The sequence below is a fragment of the Pseudomonas sp. lyk4-R2A-10 genome (assembly GCF_030209075.1).
Taxonomy (GTDB): domain Bacteria; phylum Pseudomonadota; class Gammaproteobacteria; order Pseudomonadales; family Pseudomonadaceae; genus Aquipseudomonas; species Aquipseudomonas glycinae.
In genome coordinates this window covers 524,755-542,151 of record NZ_JARVSR010000002.1, presented here as the reverse complement: position 1 = coordinate 542,151, position 17,397 = coordinate 524,755, and the positions used below count along the sequence as shown (strand labels likewise).

The window sequence follows — 17,397 nt, the reverse complement described above, 5'->3', positions numbered from 1 at the left end:
TGACCGGAAACTCAAATGAAAGTTTCCTTAACCACTGAAAGGTCAATCACGCGCAAAAAAAGATTCTACTTCGGCGCCAGCTCCCTGAGATGACGTGCGACTGCAATCCATGCACCGATATAACCCAACAGCACCGCGCCAAGCAAGAGCGACAGACCGTCGGCAACCGGCACGCCGGCCAGTGCGAAATCACTGCCGTACAGGCCGGCCAGCCCGACCACCGCGTCGTTCAGCCAATTCAGGCCGAACGCCAAAACACCCCAGGACAGCAGCCCCGCACCGAAGCCATACAGCGCGCCCATATAAAGGAAGGGACGACGCACATAACTGTCGGTGCCGCCGACGAGTTTAATCACTTCTATCTCGGTGCGGCGGTTTTCAATATGAAGACGAATGGTATTGCCTATCACCAAAAGTAATGCGGAAACCAGCAACACCGTCAGACCGAACACGAAACGGTCGCCGAGCTTGAGGATGGCGGCCAGACGCTCGACCCAGACTAGATCAAGTTGCGCCTGTTGTACCTTGGGCAGCTCGGAAAGTTTTTGTCTTAATGCTTCCAGGGTCGACTTGTCGACCTCGTTAGGCGTCACCAGTACCACGCCCGGCAGCGGGTTTTCCGGCAGCTCGCGCAGGGCTTCGCCCAATCCGGACTGCTGCTGGAACTCTTCCAGCGCCTGGTCGCGGCCGACATATTCGGCATCAGCTACGCCCGGCATGCCCTTGATCTGGTCGCGCAACGCTTCGCCCTGAGCCGGAGTCGCCTCGAGCTCCAGGTACAGCGAGATCTGCGCCGCGCGCTGCCACGAGCCGCCCAGGCGCTCGACATTGTTCAGCAACAACGAAAGACCCATCGGCAGACTCAGCGCAACGGCCATCACCATGCAGGTGAAGAAGCTGCCGATCGGCTGCTTGCCGAGACGGCGCAGGCTGTCGATCCAGCTGGCGCGATGGCTTTCGATCCAGGCACGGAACAACGTGGCGAAATCCGGGCCGTCGTCATCGTCGTGCTTTTTCTTCTTTGGCGGTTGCGGATCGGCGGCCTTCGGGGCCACGCGCTCGGAAACCTTCGGACTGCGTGTTGCACTCATACGCCGGCCTCCCCGTCGCCGATCAATCGGCCGCGTTGCAGGGTCAGCATGCGATGGCGCATGCGCGCAATCAGCGCCAAGTCGTGACTGGCGATCAGCACGCTGGTGCCCAGACGGTTGATGTCTTCGAACACACCCATGATCTCGGCCGCCAGACGCGGGTCGAGGTTACCGGTCGGTTCGTCCGCCAGCAGCAGGGCAGGACGGTGAACGATGGCACGGGCAATGCCGACGCGCTGTTGCTGTCCGGTGGACAGGTCGCCCGGATACAGCTCGGCCTTGTCCGACAGGGCCACACGCTCCAGCGCCGAATCGACGCGCTTGGCGATTTCGACCTTGGACAGCCCGAGAATCTGCAACGGCAGCGCGACGTTGTTGAACACCGTGCGATCGAACAGCAGTTGATGGTTCTGGAACACCACGCCGATCTGCCGACGCAGGAACGGAATCTGCGCATTGCTGATGGTGCTCAGGTCTTGTCCGGCGAGCAGCAGCTTGCCACTGGTCGGACGTTCCATCGCCAGCAGCAGGCGTAACAGAGTGGATTTACCGGCACCGGAGTGGCCGGTGACAAACAGGAACTCGCCGCGACGGACTCGAAAGCTCAGCTCATGCAAGCCGACGTGACCGTTCGGGTAGCGCTTACCGACCTGTTCGAAACGAATCATGAACGCTCCCGCTCGGCAAACAGTGCCTGGACAAAGGGTTCGGCTTCAAAGGTACGCAGATCGTCGATGCCTTCACCGACGCCGATATAGCGGATCGGCAGGCCGAACTGCTTGGCCAGGGCGAAAATCACCCCGCCCTTGGCGGTGCCGTCGAGCTTGGTCAGCGCCAGGCCGGTCAGTTCGACGGTCTGGTTGAATTGCTTGGCCTGGTTGATGGCGTTCTGGCCGGTGCCGGCGTCGAGCACCAGCAGCACTTCGTGCGGCGCATCGGCGTCGAGCTTGCCGATCACCCGGCGAACCTTTTTCAGTTCTTCCATCAGGTTGTCTTTGGTGTGCAGACGACCGGCGGTGTCGGCGATCAGCACGTCGATGCCACGAGCCTTGGCGGCCTGCACGGCGTCGAAGATCACCGAAGCCGAGTCCGCGCCCGTGTGCTGGGCGATTACCGGAATCTTGTTGCGCTCGCCCCAGACCTGCAACTGCTCGACAGCCGCGGCACGGAAGGTGTCACCGGCGGCCAGCATGACTTTCTTGCCTTCCAGTTGCAGTTTCTTCGCCAGTTTGCCGATGGTGGTGGTCTTGCCGGCGCCGTTGACGCCAACCACCAGAATCACGAATGGCTTGTTCCGGGAAGCGATCTTCAGCGGCTGCTCGACCGGTTTGAGCATTGCGGCCAGCTCGGCCTGCAGGGATTTGTACAGGGCGTCGGAATCGGCCAGCTCTTTACGTGCGACCTTCTGGGTCAGGCGCTGGATGATCACCGAAGTCGCCTCGACGCCAACGTCGGCGGTCAGCAGGCGGGTTTCGAGATCGTCGAGCAGATCGTCATCGATGGCTTTCTTGCCGAGGAACAGGCTGGCCATGCCCTCGCCGATACTGGCGCTGGTCTTGGACAGGCCCTGCTTGAGACGGGCGAAGAAGCCGGCCTTGGCTTCCTCGGTACGCGGAGCCTCGACCTGGGTTTCAACCTGGGATTCCACTGGCGCTACGGCGACAGGTGCAGGTGCAGGTGCAGGTGCAGGTGCAGGCTCGGGCACTTCGACAATCGGAGCAACCGGAGCAGCAACCACAGGTTCTGGAATGAAAGGAGCAGCTTCCACCACCGGCGCCTGAACAGGCTCTGGCGTGAACGCCACCGGCGCAGGAATCGGCGGCGTAACATGCGGCGCGGCCTCTTCGACCAGCGCCACCGGCTCTTCCGCCACCGGCAATGTCAGCCACGGTTCGCTGGCCGGGGTCAGCGGCAACTCGGCGGCAGCCGGCGCTTCTGGCTCGGCCTCGGCCACCGGTTGCAGCACCGGCTCGGCGATCGGCAGCACGACCGGTGCCGGCGCTTCTTCTAATACGGGAGCGGGCGCAGGGGCCGGCTCAGGAATGGCAGTCGGCTGTTCGACGACGGGTTCCTGCGGTTTCTTGCGCAGCCATCCGAACAGGCTTTTCTTCTCGCCAGCCGCAGCTGGGGTCTTCTTGTCGTCGTTGGAACCAAACATGGAGGACGGCTATCTCACGGTAGCGACGCGCCACAGGGGCGCCCCGGCAAATAAATATTCGATGCAGAACAGACTGTGTTTCACCCAGCTTGTTCACGCGCAACATTTTGTCGAGGCACCAACGGCACCTCAAAGGAATCGTTTTAATGAAGGACTGGCCGGCAAAATCGGCGAAAAAGCGAAGTTTAGCTGATAAACCAAAGCCTTCTGCCGCAAACCCATACAACCTGATCAGGTTTCAAAACCGGATAGGCGTGGTCGCCGGTAAAACGGATCAGTATCCTAGCACCCTCTCGCCCGCCGACGCTAAGACCAAGCGGGCAGCCCAACAGGTTTAAAAACGAATGAATGCTCTAGCCCGCCGCGCCGCAGGCCTGCTGCTCAGCACAGTCTGCCTGCCCCTTTCGGCCCTGGCGGCCGACCCGCAACCGACACACGAATTCACCCTCGACAACGGCCTGAAGGTCGTCGTGCGCGAAGACCATCGCGCGCCGGTGGTAGTGTCGCAGGTCTGGTACAAGGTCGGCTCCAGCTACGAAACTCCGGGCCAGACCGGTCTGTCCCACGCCCTCGAGCACATGATGTTCAAGGGCAGCGAGAAAGTCGGCCCCGGCGAAGCCTCGCTGATCCTGCGCGACCTCGGCGCCGAAGAGAACGCGTTCACCAGCGACGACTTCACCGCTTATTACCAGGTGCTGGCCCGCGACCGTCTGGGCGTGGCCTTCGAACTGGAAGCCGACCGCATGGCCAACCTGCGCCTGCCGGCCGACGAGTTCGCCAAGGAAATCGAAGTCATCAAGGAAGAGCGCCGTCTGCGCACCGACGACAAGCCGATGGCCAAGGCCTACGAGCGCTACAAGGCCATGGCCTACCCGGCCAGCGGCTATCACACGCCGACCATCGGCTGGATGGCTGACCTTGAGCGGATGAAAGTCGAAGAACTGCGTCACTGGTATCAGTCCTGGTACGTGCCGAACAACGCCACGCTGGTGGTGGTCGGCGACGTGACACCGGACGAGGTGAAGACCCTCGCCCAGCGCTACTTCGGGCCGATCCCGAAACGCGACGTGCCGCCGGCGAAAAAGCCGCTGGAACTGGCCGAACCGGGTGAACGCCAGATCACCCTGCACGTGCAGACTCAACTGCCGAGCCTGATGCTCGGTTTCAACGTCCCGAGCATCGCCACCGCCGAAGACAAACGCTCGGTCAACGCCTTGCGCCTGATCTCGGCGTTGCTGGACGGCGGCTACAGCGGCCGCATCCCGACTCAACTGGAGCGCGGCGAAGAGCTGGTGTCCGGCGGCTCGTCGAGTTACGACGCCTACACCCGCGGTGACAGCCTGTTCACCCTGTCGGCCACGCCGAACACCCAGAAGAAAAAGACCATCGCCCAGGCGGAAGCCGGCCTGTGGAAACTGCTGGAGCAGCTGAAAACCAGCGCACCGTCCGCCGAAGAGCTGGAACGCGTACGTGCGCAGGTCATCGCGGGCCTGGTCTTCGAGCGTGATTCGATCACCAGCCAGGCCACCGCCATCGGCCAGCTGGAGACCGTCGGTCTGTCGTGGAAGCTGATGGACACCGAACTGGCCGACCTGGAAAGCGTCACCCCGCAAGACATCCAGAACGCCGCCAAGCTGTATTTCACCCGCGAACGTCTCAGCGTCGCCCACGTCCTGCCTCTGGAGACGACTCATGAGTGAGCGCAAAACCCCACGTCTGCTGCTCGGCCTGATCGCCGTGGCCATCATCGGCTCGGCTGCGTTCTATCTGGTGCCGAGCGACAACACCAAGGCCAGCGAAGCGCTGGATAACGCCAAGTCCAGCCAGAAGCTGCAATCGCTGGCCGAACTCGACGGCAAGGCCCCGGCCAGCCGCAAGCTCGACGTGCAGACCTGGAACACCGCCGAAGGCGCCAAGGTGATGTTCGTCGAAGCCCGCGAACTGCCGATGTTCGACATGCGCCTGATCTTTTCCGCCGGCAGCAGCCAGGACGGCAACGCGCCAGGTCTGGCCCTGCTGACCAACGCCATGCTCAACGAAGGTGTGGCGGGCAAGGATGTCGGCGCCATCGCCCAAGGTTTCGAAGGCCTGGGCGCGGATTTCGGCAACGGCGCCTATAAGGACATGGCCATCGCGTCGCTGCGCAGCCTGAGCGCCGCCGACAAACGCGAGCCGGCGCTGAAACTGTTCTCGGAAGTGGTGGGCAAACCGACCTTCCCGGCCGATTCCTTCGCGCGCATCAAGAACCAGATGCTCGCCGGTTTCGAATACCAGAAACAGAACCCCGGCAAACTCGCCAGCCTGGAACTGATGAAGCGTCTGTACGGCGATCACCCGTACGCCCATTCCAGCGACGGCAACGCGCAAAGCGTACCGAAGATCACGCTGGCGCAACTGCGTGAGTTCCACGCCAAGGCCTATGCGGCCGGCAACGTGGTGATTGCGCTGGTCGGCGATCTGTCCCGCAGCGAAGCCGAGGCGATTGCCAATCAGGTGTCCGCTGCGCTGCCAAAAGGCCCGGCGCTGGCGAAAGTCGAGCAACCGACCGAGCCGAAAGCCGGCATCGGCCACATCGAGTTTCCGTCGAAGCAGACCAACCTGATGATCGCGCAACTGGGCATCGACCGTGACGACCCGGACTACGCCGCGCTGTCGATGGGCAACCAGATCCTCGGCGGTGGCGGTTTCGGCACCCGGCTGATGAGCGAGGTGCGTGAGAAGCGCGGCCTGACCTACGGCGTGTATTCGGCCTTCAGCCCGATGCAGGCTCGTGGCCCGTTCATGATCAACCTGCAGACCCGCGCGGAAATGAGCGAAGGCACCCTGAAACTGGTGCAGGATGTGCTCGCCGACTACCTCAAGACCGGCCCGACCCAGAAAGAACTGGACGACGCCAAGCGCGAACTGGCCGGCAGCTTCCCGCTGTCCACCGCAAGCAATGCCGATATCGTCGGTCAGCTCGGCGCCATGGGGTTCTACAACCTGCCGCTGAGCTATCTGGACGACTTCATGCGTCAGTCCCAGAGCCTGACGGTCGAGCAGGTTCGCGACGTTCTGAACAAACACTTGAGCACGGATAAACTGGTCATCGTCAGCGCTGGCCCGACCGTGCCGCAAAAGCCGTTACCGGCCCCATCTGATAAACCTGCCGAGCAGCCGCTCGGGGTTCCGGAGCATTAATGGCCAGTCCAAAGAAACCTGTACAAAAACTGCACAACGGTGTGAACCAGTTGCGCATCATCGGCGGCGAATGGCGCAGCCGAAAGCTGAGCTTCCCTGATGCGCCGGGTCTGCGCCCGACGCCGGACCGGGTGCGTGAAACCCTGTTCAACTGGCTCGCGCCGTACGTTGCCGGGGCCAAGGTACTCGACCCGTTCGCCGGCAGCGGCGCGCTGTTTCTCGAAGCGCTGTCCCGTGGCGCGGCCATGGGCCAGGCGCTGGATGCCAGCCACGTCGCGGTCTCCAGCCTGAAAGAACACCTCGGCACCCTGCGCTGCACCAACGGCCAGGTGCAGACCGCCGACGCGCTGCGCTACCTGGAAACCCAGACCGCAACCGCGTTCGATCTGGTATTCCTCGACCCCCCGTTCAACCAGAACCTGCTGCCAGCGGTGTGCACGCTGCTGGAAGAGCGCCAATGGCTGGCCGATGATTCGTGGATCTACACTGAAAGCGAAACCGCGCCATCGACCCTCGGCCTGCCGGGCAACTGGCGCCTGCACCGCGAGCAGAAATCCGGGCGGGTGTACTACGCGTTGTGGCAACGTATGGCAGTGATCGCCGGTTAACCGACCGGCCTGAAAAAGCGGCGAGTCTCAGCCGAGGCTCGCTGCGCTGCATCGAGAGCAATCGTGTCCCCTTCGCCAAAACCATTCACCCCCGCCTTCGGCCTCGGCAATCCGCACCTGCAAACCTTGTGGGGGCCGCTGTGGCGCAAGACCGTGCACCTTGATCGCCAACGCGAACGGCTGTGGCTGGACGACGGCGATTTCCTGGATCTCGACTGGTATGGCCCGCACAGCGCCGAGGTGCCATTGGTGTTGGTGCTGCACGGGCTGACCGGTTCTTCCAATTCGCCTTACGTGGCCGGAATCCAAGCCGCGCTCGCCGCGCAAGGCTGGGCCAGTGTCGCGCTGAACTGGCGCGGCTGCTCGGGCGAACCGAACCTGTTGCCGCGCAGCTACCATTCCGGCGCCAGCGAAGACCTCGCCGAAACCCTCCGCCATCTGAAAGCCAAGCGGCCACTGGCGCCGTTGTATGCCGTCGGCTATTCCCTCGGCGGCAACGTGCTGCTCAAGCATCTGGGGGAAACCGGCAGCGCCAGCGGCGTGCTCGGTGCGGTGGCGGTGTCGGTGCCGTTTCGCCTCGATCAATGCGCCGACCGTATCGGCCAGGGTTTCTCGAAGGTCTATCAGGCGCACTTCATGCGCGAGATGGTCGCCTACATCAAGAACAAGCAGCGCCAGTTCCAGCACGACGGCCGCGAGGATGGTCTCGCTGCACTGGCGGCCCTCGGCTCGCTGGAAAACATGCGCACCTTCTGGGATTTCGATGGCCGGGTGACCGCGCCTCTGCACGGTTTCGCCGATGCCGAGGATTACTATCGCCGCGCGTCGAGCCGTTACTTTCTCGGCGAGATTCGCACGCCGACCCTGATCATTCAGGCGGCCGACGACCCGTTCGTGTTCCCCCACAGCCTGCCTTCGGCCAATGAGTTGTCGGCCACGACCCAGTTCGAATTGCAGAATAAGGGCGGGCATGTCGGCTTCGTCGACGGCACACTCCGCCAGCCGGGTTATTACCTGGAGCGACGGATTCCACAGTGGCTGGCCGACGCGGGGCGCGAGTGAGTCATGAGCGACCAGGGCGAGTCGATCCGTTTCTGGCAGGCCGCGCCTCTGGCCGGGGTCGAGCTGTTGACCGCGCGCTACATCGAGCATCGTTTTGCCCCGCACGTCCACGACGGTTATGTGATCGGCATGATCATGGCCGGCGCCCAGCGCTACCGTTATCGCGGCGCCGAACACCTGGCGGGCAGCGGTACGCTGGTGCTGATCAATCCGGACGAAGTGCATAACGGCCACAAGGGCACCGAGGACGGCTGGCTGTACCGGGCGTTTTATCCCGACACCGGGCAGATCGTCGCGCTGCTGAATGAACTGGAACTGCCGACCGCACCGATGCCGGCCTTCGGTGCGACGCTGTATCGCGATCCGGATCTGGTCAACGGTTTCTGTCAGTTGCATCGCTTGCTGGAAAGCCCCGCCACCGCGTTGCAACAGCAAACCGTGTGGCGGGAAATGATGATGCTGCTGTTGCAGCGTCACGCAGCGGTGCAGATCAGCGGCAACCCCGGCAAGGAGCACCGCGCGGTAGCGATGGCCAAGGAGCTGCTGCACGCGCAACTGGCGGCGCCGCCTTCACTGGAAGAACTCGCGGCGGCGGTGAATCTCTCGCCTTTCCACTTCGCCCGGGTGTTCCGCCGCGCCACCGGCATGCCGCCGCACAGTTGGCTGATGCAGCAGCGGATCGCCTGCGCGCGGGGCTTGTTACAGAGCGGCTGCCTGCCGGTGGAGGTCGCCACGCAGCTGGGATTTGCCGACCAGAGCCATCTGAGCCGGCAATTCAAACAGGTTTATGGCGTGGGGCCGGCGGCCTATCGCAGCGCGCGGCTGGATCGCTGAGCGATTACTCGCCCGTAGCGATACCGCGCGCAGGATCGTTGATCCATTCGCTCCACGATCCGGCATACAGCGAACCCAACGGATAACCTGCCAGGCACAGGGCGAACAGGTTGTGACACGCCGTCACCCCGGAGCCGCAGTAAGCCACCAGATCGCTCGGCGAACGCTCGCCGAGTTTCGCGGCGAAACGCTGTTTGAGCTGATCAGCCGGCAGGAAACGCCCGTCGCTGCCCAGGTTGTCGGTAAACGCCGCGCATTGCGCGCCGGGAATGTGCCCGGCGATCGGGTCGATCGGCTCCACTTCGCCCTTGAAGCGCGGCAAGGCGCGGGCATCGAGCAGGGTCAGGGCCGGCTGACCGAGGCGCTGCTGCAATTGCTCGGCGCTGAGCAGCAGGCTCATGTCCGGCTGGCCGCTGAAGCTGCCCCGGGCCGCTGACGGTGGATCAAGACTCAACGGCAGCCCCGCCGCATGCCAGGCCTTGAGCCCGCCATCGAGAATGAACACGCCGTCGCGCTTGCCCAGCCACGCCAGCAACCACCAGGCCCGCGCCGCATAGGCGCCCGGGCCGTCGTCATACAGAACCACGTCACTGTCATTGTTGATGCCGAATGCTTGCAGGCGCTCGATCAGCGCCGCCGGCTCCGGCAGCGGATGGCGACCGGTCACGCCCTTGGTCACCGGGCCGCTGAGGTCGCGTTCAAGATCGGCGAAATGTGCCCCGGCAATGTGCCCCTCGGCGTAGCTGCGCTGGCCGTAATCCGGGTCTTCGAGGGCAAAACGGCAATCGAGAATCACCAGCCCCGGTTGCGCCTTGCGGGCATCCAGTGCGGTCGGGCTGATCAGTTGCGCAATCGGCATAGCGAACGACTCCAGTGAGGAATGGAATTACGGTCTTTCTTCGAGGGCCTGGGCCAGCGGCACGTAGAACTCTTCGAACAAGGCGTTGACCTCATCGCGGGCCTGCTCGGTGACGAACCCTGCTTCCAGTACCAGCACCTGATACACGCCACGTTTGATGGCCTGTTCACTGAGGTAATTGGAGTTCTCCCGGGTCGTGCACAGGAAGCGCACCCACGAGGTGAGGATGATCCATGCGTTGAGGGTCAGGGATTCGATCTGCACTCGGTCCATCTTCAGGATCCCGGCAGCGACAAAGCCTTCGTAGATCGCTGCGCCCTGGATTACGCAGCGCTGGGAGAAGCGCCGGTAGCGCCCGGCCAGCTCAGGATCGCTGTCGAGCAGATGCTCGAGATCGCGGTGCAGGAAACGGTAGCGCCACATCGCCGACAGCAGCTCCTTGAGATAGAAGCGCTTGTCTTCGACCGTCGCGGCACGGCCCTGGGGAGGACGCAGAAAGCTGTCCACCAGGCTTTCGTACTCACTGAACAGCACGGCGATGATCGCCTGCTTGTTGGGGAAGTGGTAGTACAGATTGCCCGGAGAAATCTCCATGTGGGCGGCGATGTGATTGGTGCTGATGCTGCGCTCGCCCTGCTGATTGAACAGCTCGAGGCTGTTCTGCACGATGCGCTCGCTGGTTTTGATCCGTGGGGCCATGGCTTGAGCTTTAATTCAGAGTGCGTTGGGGGGCATCTTACGACCTAACCGGAACGGGATAAAACCAGGATGCGCAAGGAAGCCATTTGACTTTCTAGAGCATTGACTCTAAAAAGCTCGTCATAACAATACCTACGGAGCTGACAATGACTGCCGATATTGCCTACCTGCAAACGCTGCAACAGCCGCTGGAAGAGCTCAACCGGCTGTTCAACGCGCAGCGCGCCGCCTACGCCGCCAACCCGATGCCGCCTGCAACCCAGCGCCAGCAATGGCTCAAGGCCCTGCGCGATTTGCTGAGCAGCGAACGGCAGGCCCTGATCGACGCCATCAGCTCCGACTTCAGCCACCGCAGCGCCGATGAAACCCTGCTCGCCGAACTGATGCCGAGCCTGCACGGCATTCACTACGCCAGCCGGCACATCAGCCAGTGGATGAAACCTTCGCGGCGCAAAGTCGGCGTCGCTTTCCAACCGGCATCGGCGAAAGTCGTGTACCAGCCGCTGGGCGTGGTCGGCGTCATCGTGCCGTGGAACTACCCGCTGTTCCTGGCCATCGGCCCGTTGACCGGCGCGCTCGCGGCCGGCAACCGGGTGATGCTGAAACTCAGCGAATCGACCCCGGCCACCGGCCTGTTGCTCAAGGAACTGCTGGCGCGGATCTTCCCCGAAGACCTGGTGTGCGTGGTGCTCGGCGAGGCCGATGTCGGCGTGGCGTTTTCGAAAATGCGCTTCGACCACCTGCTGTTCACCGGCTCCACCAGCGTCGGCAGGCACGTGATGCGGGCAGCGGCAGAAAACCTGACACCGGTGACGCTGGAACTGGGCGGCAAATCCCCGGCCATCGTCTCCCACGACGTGCCGCTCAAGGACGCCGCCGAACGCATCGCTTTCGGCAAGACCCTCAACGCCGGCCAGACCTGCGTGGCCCCGGACTACGTGCTGGTGCCGGAAGCGCGCATCGGCGGTTTCGTCGAAGCCTATCGCCAGGCGGTGCGCGGGTTTTATCCGACGCTCGCCGACAACCCGGACTACACCGCCATCATCAACGAGCGCCAACTGGCGCGACTGAACAACTACCTCAGCGACGCCACCAGCAAGGGCGCGCTGCTGATTCCGCTGTTCGACCAGGGCCAGGGCCGGCGCATGCCGCACAGCCTGCTGCTGAATGTCAGCGACGAGATGACGGTGATGCAGGACGAGATCTTCGGCCCGCTGCTGCCGATCGTGCCGTATCAGGATCTGGATCAGGCATTTGCTTACATCAATCAGCGGCCACGTCCTCTGGCTCTTTACTACTTCGGCTACGACAAACGCGAACAGAAACGCGTGCTCAGCGAAACCCATTCCGGTGGCGTCTGCCTCAACGACACGCTGCTGCACGTGGCGCAGGACGACATGCCGTTCGGCGGCATCGGCCCGTCAGGCATGGGCCATTACCACGGGCACGAAGGTTTCCTGACGTTCAGCAAGGCCAAGGGCGTGCTGGTCAAACAGCGCTTCAACGCGGCGAAGCTGATCTACCCGCCCTACGGCAAAACCATTCAGAAACTGATCCAGAAACTGTTCATTCGCTAACGTCACCGCCGGGTAATAACAACAATGCACCCAAGCCTGACCGAAACACCTGCCCTGTCGCGCCGCGGCCTGCTGAAATTCAGCCTGGGCGCCACGGCTTTCCTCGCCACCGCTGGCCTTGGTGCCAGTCTCAGCGGCTGTTCGTCGAGCGTATCGGCCAATGGATTCACCACCCTGCGCAGCGGCGATCTGCTGTTTCTGCGCGCACTGATTCCAGTGATGCTGGAGGGCGCGGTCGCGGTGGAAAAGATCCCCGCCGCTGTCGATGGCACCCTGAAGTCGCTGGATTACAGCCTCGACCACCTGTCGCCGGAAATGCTCAAGCTCACCCGGCAACTGTTCGATGTGCTGGGCATGGCGGTGACGCGCGGACCATTGACCGGGATCTGGGGCAGTTGGGAAAACGCCAGCCCAGAGGCGATCCGCCATTTCCTCGAACGCTGGGAAAACAGCTCGCTGAGCCTGCTGCGCATGGGCCACAGCTCATTGCTGCAAATGGTGATGATGGCCTGGTACACCCGCGCCGAATCCTGGGCCCATTGCGGTTACCCCGGCCCGCCCGCCGTTTGAGCCTGGCGACCCACGCAAAACAATAATAAGAGAACCTGATCGATGCCCGTACCCGACCCGTTTCGCGAAGGCCTTGCCCGTGGCTGGAAAACCTACAACGGCGCGCAACTCACCGATGACCTGACCCTGGAAGCCGATGTCGCCATCATCGGCAGCGGCGCCGGCGGCGGCACCACCGCGGAAATCCTCAGCGCCGCCGGCTACAAGGTGCTGCTGATCGAAGAAGGTCCGCTCAAGACCAGCAGCGATTTCAAACTGCTGGAGGACCAGGCCTACAGCAGCCTCTATCAGGAAGGCATCGGCCGCATGAGCAAGGACGGCGCGATCACCATCCTTCAGGGCCGCGCGGTCGGCGGCACCACGCTGATCAACTGGACATCGAGTTTTCGCACGCCCGAGCCGACCCTCGAACACTGGGCCAAAGAGCACAACGTCAAAGGCCACAGCCCCGCCGACATGGCGCCGTGGTTCGAAAAAATGGAGCAGCGCCTCGGCGTCGCCCCGTGGATGGTGCCGCCCAACGCCAACAACGACGTGATCCGCAAAGGCTGCGAACAACTCGGCTACAGCTGGCACGTGATCCCGCGCAACGTGCGCGGCTGCTGGAACCTCGGCTATTGCGGCATGGGCTGCCCGACCAATGCCAAGCAATCGATGATGGTCACGACCATTCCGGCAACCCTGGAAAAGGGTGGCGAGCTGCTTTATCTGGCCCGGGCCGAAAAGCTGTTGATCAACGGCGACAAGGTCACCGGCCTGCAATGCGTGGCGATGGACGAACGTTGCGTCGAGCCGACTGGACGCACGATCACCGTCAAGGCACGGCATTACGTGCTGGCCGGCGGTGGGATCAACAGCCCGGCGCTGCTGATGCGTTCGGACGCACCGGATCCGCACAAACGCCTGGGCAAGCGCACCTTCCTGCATCTGGTGAACATGTCCGCCGGGCGTTTCGACGAGGTCATCAACCCGTTCTACGGTGCGCCGCAGTCGATTTACTCGGACCATTTCCAGTGGAAGGACGGCACCACCGGCCCGATGGCCTACAAACTCGAAGTGCCGCCGCTGCACCCGGCGCTGGCCGCCACGTTGCTCGGTGGTTTTGGTCAGGAAAGCGCACAACACATGGCGGACCTGCCGCACACCCATGCGATGCTGGCCCTGCTGCGCGACGGTTTTCACCCGGACAGTCAGGGCGGCAGTGTCGAGCTGCGCGGTGACGGCTCGCCGGTGCTCGACTATCAGGTGTCGCCTTACACCTGGGAGGGTCTGCGCCGCTCATTCCACAGCATGGCCGAGATCCAGTTCGCCGGTGGCGCCAAAGCGGTGATGCCGATGCACGCCGATGCGCGCTACGTGAACAGTCTGGCCGAGGCCCGCTCATTGATCGACAGCCTGAGTCTGGAGTTGTATCGCACGCGTCTGGGCAGCGCCCACGTCATGGGCGGTTGCGCCATGGGCGAGGACCCGAAAACCGCCGTCACCGACAGCCTCGGCCGCCATCATCAACTGCGCAATCTGTCGATTCATGACGGCTCGCTGTTCCCCACCAGCATCGGCGCCAACCCGCAGTTGTCGGTGTATGGTCTGACGGCGCAACTGGCGACATCCCTCGGCGAACGGTTGAGAAAACCGTGAAAAAGACGAAATTTCTGATCGTCTATAGTGCTTTCTTACCCAACAGGCGACTTTCCCCACCGGGACGGCTGCGATACCATCCGACTCCCCAACGGATTCCCGCCAGGACGACGCGATGAACCGAGTGTTGTACCCAGGTACCTTCGACCCTATTACCAAGGGCCATGGCGATCTGGTCGAACGCGCCTCGCGCCTGTTCGACCATGTGATCATCGCCGTCGCCGCCAGCCCCAAAAAGAATCCGCTGTTCCCGCTGGAACAACGGGTCGAGCTGGCCCGCGAGGTCACCAAACACCTGCCGAACGTGGAAGTGGTCGGCTTCTCGACGCTGCTGGCGCATTTTGCCAAAGAGCAGAACGCCAACGTGTTCCTCCGTGGCCTGCGCGCGGTGTCGGACTTCGAGTACGAATTCCAGCTGGCCAACATGAACCGTCAGTTGGCGCCGGATGTGGAGAGCCTGTTTCTCACCCCGTCCGAGCGTTATTCGTTCATTTCCTCGACCCTGGTGCGGGAAATCGCGGCCCTGGGCGGCGACATCAGCAAGTTCGTCCACCCGGCGGTGGCCGACGCCCTGACCCTGCGCTTCAAGAAGTAACGACCGTTCAAACGGCGCCCGCGTGCACTACGGGCGCCAATGCGGCACAATTGCGCGCATTGATTCATAGCGCCCGGGCTCCCCGCCCCGGCTGGAGTTAGCATGTCCCTGATCATCACCGACGATTGCATCAACTGCGACGTCTGCGAACCCGAGTGCCCGAACGCCGCCATCTCCCAAGGCGAAGAGATCTACGTGATCGACCCGAACCTGTGCACCCAATGCGTCGGCCACTACGACGAGCCGCAGTGCCAGCAGGTCTGTCCGGTGGATTGCATTCCACTGGACGAAGCCCATCCGGAGACTGAAGAACAGTTGATGGAGAAGTACCGCAAGATCACCGGCAAGGCTTGAGCCACTGAATCCGATCGCAGCTCCCGGCTGCGATCGCGTCATTCACGCTGCTCGAATCCCTCTCCGGTGCAGCCCAGGCAACGCACGAACGCCGCTTTCGCCGGCGCCACCACCAGTGCCTCCCCCGCATCGCCAATCCCGCCCCCCAGCGCTGTGAATGGCAACGACACGACAAAAGCCCCGGCACCGATCACTGTCGCCACCACCAGCAATGGTCGGGCAATCAGCAGGTCGCCGAGCATGGCGTAGGCCGGTGGATTCTGGATGGCGTAACGAGGATCACCGCTGCCGCCTTCCGTTGCCTGAACGGTCAGGCTCAAGCACAGCAGCAGTGCAACGATGAGGGTTTGCAAGGACTTCATGGCACGATCCTTCGGGCTGAACAGTGAGACAACTCACTATAGACCGTAGGACTTTTTCGGATGCCTTGCTCAGCTTTGGCAGCGCGGACACCAGACGCTGGCGCGCTGGCCGAGCTTCATTTCCCGCAGGCCCGTACCGCAGACCTTGCAGTGCTCGCCACCGCGACCGTAGACAAACAGCTCCTGCTGGAAATACCCCGGCTGCCCGTCGCCACCAATGAAGTCGCGCAACGTGGTGCCGCCGCGCTCAATGGCCGCCGCGAGGATGCGTTTGATCTCGATCGCCAGCTTCAGATAGCGCGCCCGGGAAATGCCCTTGGCCTCTCGCCGCGGATCGATACCGGCGGCGAACAGCGCCTCGGTCGCGTAGATATTGCCGACCCCCACCACCACCGCGTTGTCCATGATGAACGGCTTGACCGCCATCGAGCGCCCGCGTGACAGCTGATACAACCGCTCGCCATCGAACAGATCGGTCAACGGCTCCGGACCCAGGCGGATCAGCAACTCGTGATTGAGCGGGTCGTTGCTCCAGAGCATCGCCCCGAAGCGCCGTGGATCGGTGTAGCGCAGGGCCAGGCCCGACTCCAGTTCGATATCGACATGCTCATGCTTGGCCGCCGGAATCCCGACCTCAACCAGCCGAAGGTTGCCCGACATGCCCAAGTGGCTGATCAGCGTGCCGACTTCGGCGTTGATCAGCAGATACTTGGCGCGCCGCTCAACCAGCACGATGCGTTGCCCGGACAGGCGCACATCGAGGTCTTCGGGAATCGGCCAGCGCAGCCGCCGGTCACGCACGATCACCCGGCTGACGCGCTGGCCCTCCAGGTGCGGAGCAATACCGCGACGGGTGGTTTCGACTTCCGGCAGTTCAGGCATCAGTTCCTCGAATCATCAGCTTCTTGAATCAGTGCGCGCCAAGTTCGCGAATCGTCTGCTTCAACGTTTCGAAGTCGTAATCCGAGAGGCCGATGTATTCGAGCACCAGCGGCCCGACGGCCTGCCATTCGAAGTCTTCGGTCTGGTTGCCCAGTACCCGGTAGGACGCGCAGATGTGCTCGGCCATTTTCAGGATCGCCAGCAGGTTTTTCATCTGACTGTTGCGCGAAGTCTCATCGCTGAAGATCGCCAGGGCATTGTGGTGATTGGCGATGGCCGCGCTGACGTGTTCCGGCAGGCGCCAGGACTTCGCGGTGTAGTAACCGACCACCGAGTGATTGGTGTTGTAGACGTCGTTCTCGGTGTCCACGACCCGGCGCTCGGCACTCGCGTTGGCGTAGGCCTTTTCGAGCGTCGTCATGTAATCCGGGAAACGCTGAAGCATCAGCGGCACGCCGCAGTCGTGGAACAGACCCAAGGCATAAGCCTCGTCGCTGGCCTCGGTGCCGACGCGCTTGGCCAGGGTCAGGCAGGTCATGGCCACGTCCTGGGCGGTGTCCCAGAAACGGTTGAGGGTGACGATGGTGTCGTCGTTCATTTCACCCTTGATCGACATCGCGTTGATCAGATTGATGATCGAGCGACTGCCCAACAGATTCACCGCGCGCTTGATCGAGGTGATCTTGTTGCTCAGGCCGTAATAGGGCGAATTGACGATCTTCAGCAGCGAGCCGGACAGGCCGGGATCCTGGGAGATCAGCTTGGCGATCGTCTCTAGGTCGGGATCGGGCATGTATTGCTCCATTTGCAGATCCACCATGATCTGCGGCTGCGCGGGCACGCTGATGCCTTGCAGGGACTGTTGAATCTGTTCGGTGGTCAGCTCTTGGGACATAAGTACACACTCTGGGACAGGCGGCGATTCTAA

Annotated in this window: 19 protein-coding genes; 11 read left to right on the top strand and 8 right to left on the bottom strand. The window is 62.8% G+C overall.

Annotation, left to right across the window (positions count from 1 at the left end; genetic code table 11):
• Window positions 1-65 precede the first annotated feature (65 nt).
• The 3 genes from ftsX to ftsY are packed head-to-tail and all read right to left on the bottom strand — an operon-like array spanning window position 66 to window position 3,249.
• A complete protein-coding gene (gene ftsX / locus QRN46_RS04800; protein ID WP_064380089.1) occupies window positions 66-1,091 on the bottom strand; it encodes a permease-like cell division protein FtsX in 1,026 nt (341 codons plus the stop codon).
• Entirely contained in the window at window positions 1,088-1,759 is a 672-nt protein-coding gene (gene ftsE / locus QRN46_RS04795) for a cell division ATP-binding protein FtsE (RefSeq protein WP_007953396.1), read from the bottom strand. The genes ftsX and ftsE overlap by 4 nt, the downstream gene beginning before the upstream one ends.
• Complete coding sequence (ftsY, locus tag QRN46_RS04790; RefSeq protein ID WP_285354348.1) at window positions 1,756-3,249, bottom strand: signal recognition particle-docking protein FtsY; 1,494 nt, start codon at window positions 3,247-3,249, stop codon at window positions 1,756-1,758. The genes ftsE and ftsY overlap by 4 nt, the downstream gene beginning before the upstream one ends.
• Between ftsY and QRN46_RS04785 the strand changes: the two genes are divergently transcribed.
• The 6 genes from QRN46_RS04785 to QRN46_RS04760 all read left to right on the top strand — a co-directional run bounded on the left by QRN46_RS04785 (window position 3,248) and on the right by QRN46_RS04760 (window position 8,933).
• Window positions 3,248-3,442, top strand: coding sequence for a hypothetical protein (locus QRN46_RS04785; RefSeq protein ID WP_080511029.1), 195 nt, complete (start codon window positions 3,248-3,250; stop codon window positions 3,440-3,442). The two genes, ftsY and QRN46_RS04785, sit on opposite strands and share 2 nt — an antisense overlap.
• Before the next feature lie 151 nt (window positions 3,443-3,593).
• On the top strand, window positions 3,594-4,949 hold the full coding sequence (locus tag QRN46_RS04780; RefSeq protein WP_285354347.1) for a M16 family metallopeptidase: 1,356 nt from the start codon (window positions 3,594-3,596) through the stop codon (window positions 4,947-4,949).
• A complete protein-coding gene (locus QRN46_RS04775) occupies window positions 4,942-6,429 on the top strand; it encodes a M16 family metallopeptidase (RefSeq protein WP_285354346.1) in 1,488 nt (495 codons plus the stop codon). Before QRN46_RS04780 ends, QRN46_RS04775 begins: the two co-directional genes overlap by 8 nt.
• Complete coding sequence (rsmD, locus tag QRN46_RS04770; RefSeq protein ID WP_064380079.1) at window positions 6,429-7,037, top strand: 16S rRNA (guanine(966)-N(2))-methyltransferase RsmD; 609 nt, start codon at window positions 6,429-6,431, stop codon at window positions 7,035-7,037. The genes QRN46_RS04775 and rsmD overlap by 1 nt, the downstream gene beginning before the upstream one ends.
• 63 nt (window positions 7,038-7,100) lie before the next feature.
• Complete coding sequence (locus QRN46_RS04765) at window positions 7,101-8,099, top strand: hydrolase (protein WP_285354345.1); 999 nt, start codon at window positions 7,101-7,103, stop codon at window positions 8,097-8,099.
• A gap of 3 nt (window positions 8,100-8,102) precedes the next feature.
• A complete protein-coding gene (locus tag QRN46_RS04760; RefSeq protein ID WP_085611989.1) occupies window positions 8,103-8,933 on the top strand; it encodes an AraC family transcriptional regulator in 831 nt (276 codons plus the stop codon).
• A 4-nt stretch (window positions 8,934-8,937) separates the two neighbouring features.
• On the opposite strand, the gene QRN46_RS04755 is transcribed toward QRN46_RS04760, so the two are convergent.
• Both QRN46_RS04755 and QRN46_RS04750 read right to left on the bottom strand, forming a co-directional pair.
• Entirely contained in the window at window positions 8,938-9,792 is an 855-nt protein-coding gene (locus QRN46_RS04755) for a sulfurtransferase (RefSeq protein WP_221615960.1), read from the bottom strand.
• A 27-nt stretch (window positions 9,793-9,819) separates the two neighbouring features.
• The gene (locus tag QRN46_RS04750; protein ID WP_039767914.1) at window positions 9,820-10,491 is read right to left on the bottom strand and encodes a TetR/AcrR family transcriptional regulator; all 672 of its coding nucleotides are present in this window, start codon (window positions 10,489-10,491) and stop codon (window positions 9,820-9,822) included.
• Window positions 10,492-10,637: 146 nt separating this feature from the next.
• On the opposite strand from QRN46_RS04750, the gene QRN46_RS04745 reads away from it, so the two are divergent.
• The 5 genes from QRN46_RS04745 to QRN46_RS04725 all read left to right on the top strand — a co-directional run bounded on the left by QRN46_RS04745 (window position 10,638) and on the right by QRN46_RS04725 (window position 15,225).
• Entirely contained in the window at window positions 10,638-12,068 is a 1,431-nt protein-coding gene (locus QRN46_RS04745) for a coniferyl aldehyde dehydrogenase (protein WP_201816646.1), read from the top strand.
• Between the two features lie 24 nt (window positions 12,069-12,092).
• Window positions 12,093-12,638 (top strand): hypothetical protein, encoded by a 546-nt coding sequence (locus QRN46_RS04740; RefSeq protein ID WP_011336395.1) that lies wholly within the window; start codon window positions 12,093-12,095, stop codon window positions 12,636-12,638.
• Between the two features lie 42 nt (window positions 12,639-12,680).
• Window positions 12,681-14,276, top strand: coding sequence for a GMC family oxidoreductase (locus tag QRN46_RS04735; protein WP_011336396.1), 1,596 nt, complete (start codon window positions 12,681-12,683; stop codon window positions 14,274-14,276).
• 115 nt (window positions 14,277-14,391) lie between these two features.
• The gene (gene coaD, locus QRN46_RS04730; RefSeq protein ID WP_003229157.1) at window positions 14,392-14,871 is read left to right on the top strand and encodes a pantetheine-phosphate adenylyltransferase; all 480 of its coding nucleotides are present in this window, start codon (window positions 14,392-14,394) and stop codon (window positions 14,869-14,871) included.
• Window positions 14,872-14,973: 102 nt separating this feature from the next.
• Window positions 14,974-15,225, top strand: coding sequence for a YfhL family 4Fe-4S dicluster ferredoxin (locus QRN46_RS04725; RefSeq protein WP_003195146.1), 252 nt, complete (start codon window positions 14,974-14,976; stop codon window positions 15,223-15,225).
• A gap of 38 nt (window positions 15,226-15,263) precedes the next feature.
• On the opposite strand, the gene QRN46_RS04720 is transcribed toward QRN46_RS04725, so the two are convergent.
• From QRN46_RS04720 to QRN46_RS04710, 3 genes are all read right to left on the bottom strand, one after another.
• Window positions 15,264-15,587, bottom strand: coding sequence for a hypothetical protein (locus QRN46_RS04720; protein WP_011336397.1), 324 nt, complete (start codon window positions 15,585-15,587; stop codon window positions 15,264-15,266).
• Between the two features lie 69 nt (window positions 15,588-15,656).
• Window positions 15,657-16,469 carry a bifunctional DNA-formamidopyrimidine glycosylase/DNA-(apurinic or apyrimidinic site) lyase gene (gene mutM, locus QRN46_RS04715; RefSeq protein WP_201816647.1) on the bottom strand — a complete coding sequence of 271 codons (813 nt, stop codon included), beginning with the start codon at window positions 16,467-16,469 and terminating at the stop codon, window positions 15,657-15,659.
• A gap of 28 nt (window positions 16,470-16,497) precedes the next feature.
• Entirely contained in the window at window positions 16,498-17,310 is an 813-nt protein-coding gene (locus QRN46_RS04710; protein WP_176247728.1) for an HDOD domain-containing protein, read from the bottom strand.
• Window positions 17,311-17,397 lie beyond the last annotated feature (87 nt).

Excerpts from the sequence above, each read along its gene's own strand:
- ftsX (WP_064380089.1), bottom strand. The coding sequence starts at position 1,091 with ATGAGTGCAACACGCAGTCCGAAGGTTTCCGAGCGCGTGGCCCCGAAG.
- ftsE (WP_007953396.1), bottom strand. The coding sequence starts at position 1,759 with ATGATTCGTTTCGAACAGGTCGGTAAGCGCTACCCGAACGGTCACGTC.
- QRN46_RS04785 (WP_080511029.1), top strand. The coding sequence starts at position 3,248 with ATGGAGGACGGCTATCTCACGGTAGCGACGCGCCACAGGGGCGCCCCG.
- ftsY (WP_285354348.1), bottom strand. The coding sequence starts at position 3,249 with ATGTTTGGTTCCAACGACGACAAGAAGACCCCAGCTGCGGCTGGCGAG.
- QRN46_RS04780 (WP_285354347.1), top strand. The coding sequence starts at position 3,594 with ATGAATGCTCTAGCCCGCCGCGCCGCAGGCCTGCTGCTCAGCACAGTC.
- QRN46_RS04775 (WP_285354346.1), top strand. The coding sequence starts at position 4,942 with ATGAGTGAGCGCAAAACCCCACGTCTGCTGCTCGGCCTGATCGCCGTG.
- rsmD (WP_064380079.1), top strand. The coding sequence starts at position 6,429 with ATGGCCAGTCCAAAGAAACCTGTACAAAAACTGCACAACGGTGTGAAC.
- QRN46_RS04760 (WP_085611989.1), top strand. The coding sequence starts at position 8,103 with ATGAGCGACCAGGGCGAGTCGATCCGTTTCTGGCAGGCCGCGCCTCTG.
- QRN46_RS04755 (WP_221615960.1), bottom strand. The coding sequence starts at position 9,792 with ATGCCGATTGCGCAACTGATCAGCCCGACCGCACTGGATGCCCGCAAG.
- QRN46_RS04750 (WP_039767914.1), bottom strand. The coding sequence starts at position 10,491 with ATGGCCCCACGGATCAAAACCAGCGAGCGCATCGTGCAGAACAGCCTC.
- QRN46_RS04745 (WP_201816646.1), top strand. The coding sequence starts at position 10,638 with ATGACTGCCGATATTGCCTACCTGCAAACGCTGCAACAGCCGCTGGAA.
- QRN46_RS04740 (WP_011336395.1), top strand. The coding sequence starts at position 12,093 with ATGCACCCAAGCCTGACCGAAACACCTGCCCTGTCGCGCCGCGGCCTG.
- QRN46_RS04735 (WP_011336396.1), top strand. The coding sequence starts at position 12,681 with ATGCCCGTACCCGACCCGTTTCGCGAAGGCCTTGCCCGTGGCTGGAAA.
- coaD (WP_003229157.1), top strand. The coding sequence starts at position 14,392 with ATGAACCGAGTGTTGTACCCAGGTACCTTCGACCCTATTACCAAGGGC.
- QRN46_RS04725 (WP_003195146.1), top strand. The coding sequence starts at position 14,974 with ATGTCCCTGATCATCACCGACGATTGCATCAACTGCGACGTCTGCGAA.
- QRN46_RS04720 (WP_011336397.1), bottom strand. The coding sequence starts at position 15,587 with ATGAAGTCCTTGCAAACCCTCATCGTTGCACTGCTGCTGTGCTTGAGC.
- mutM (WP_201816647.1), bottom strand. The coding sequence starts at position 16,469 with ATGCCTGAACTGCCGGAAGTCGAAACCACCCGTCGCGGTATTGCTCCG.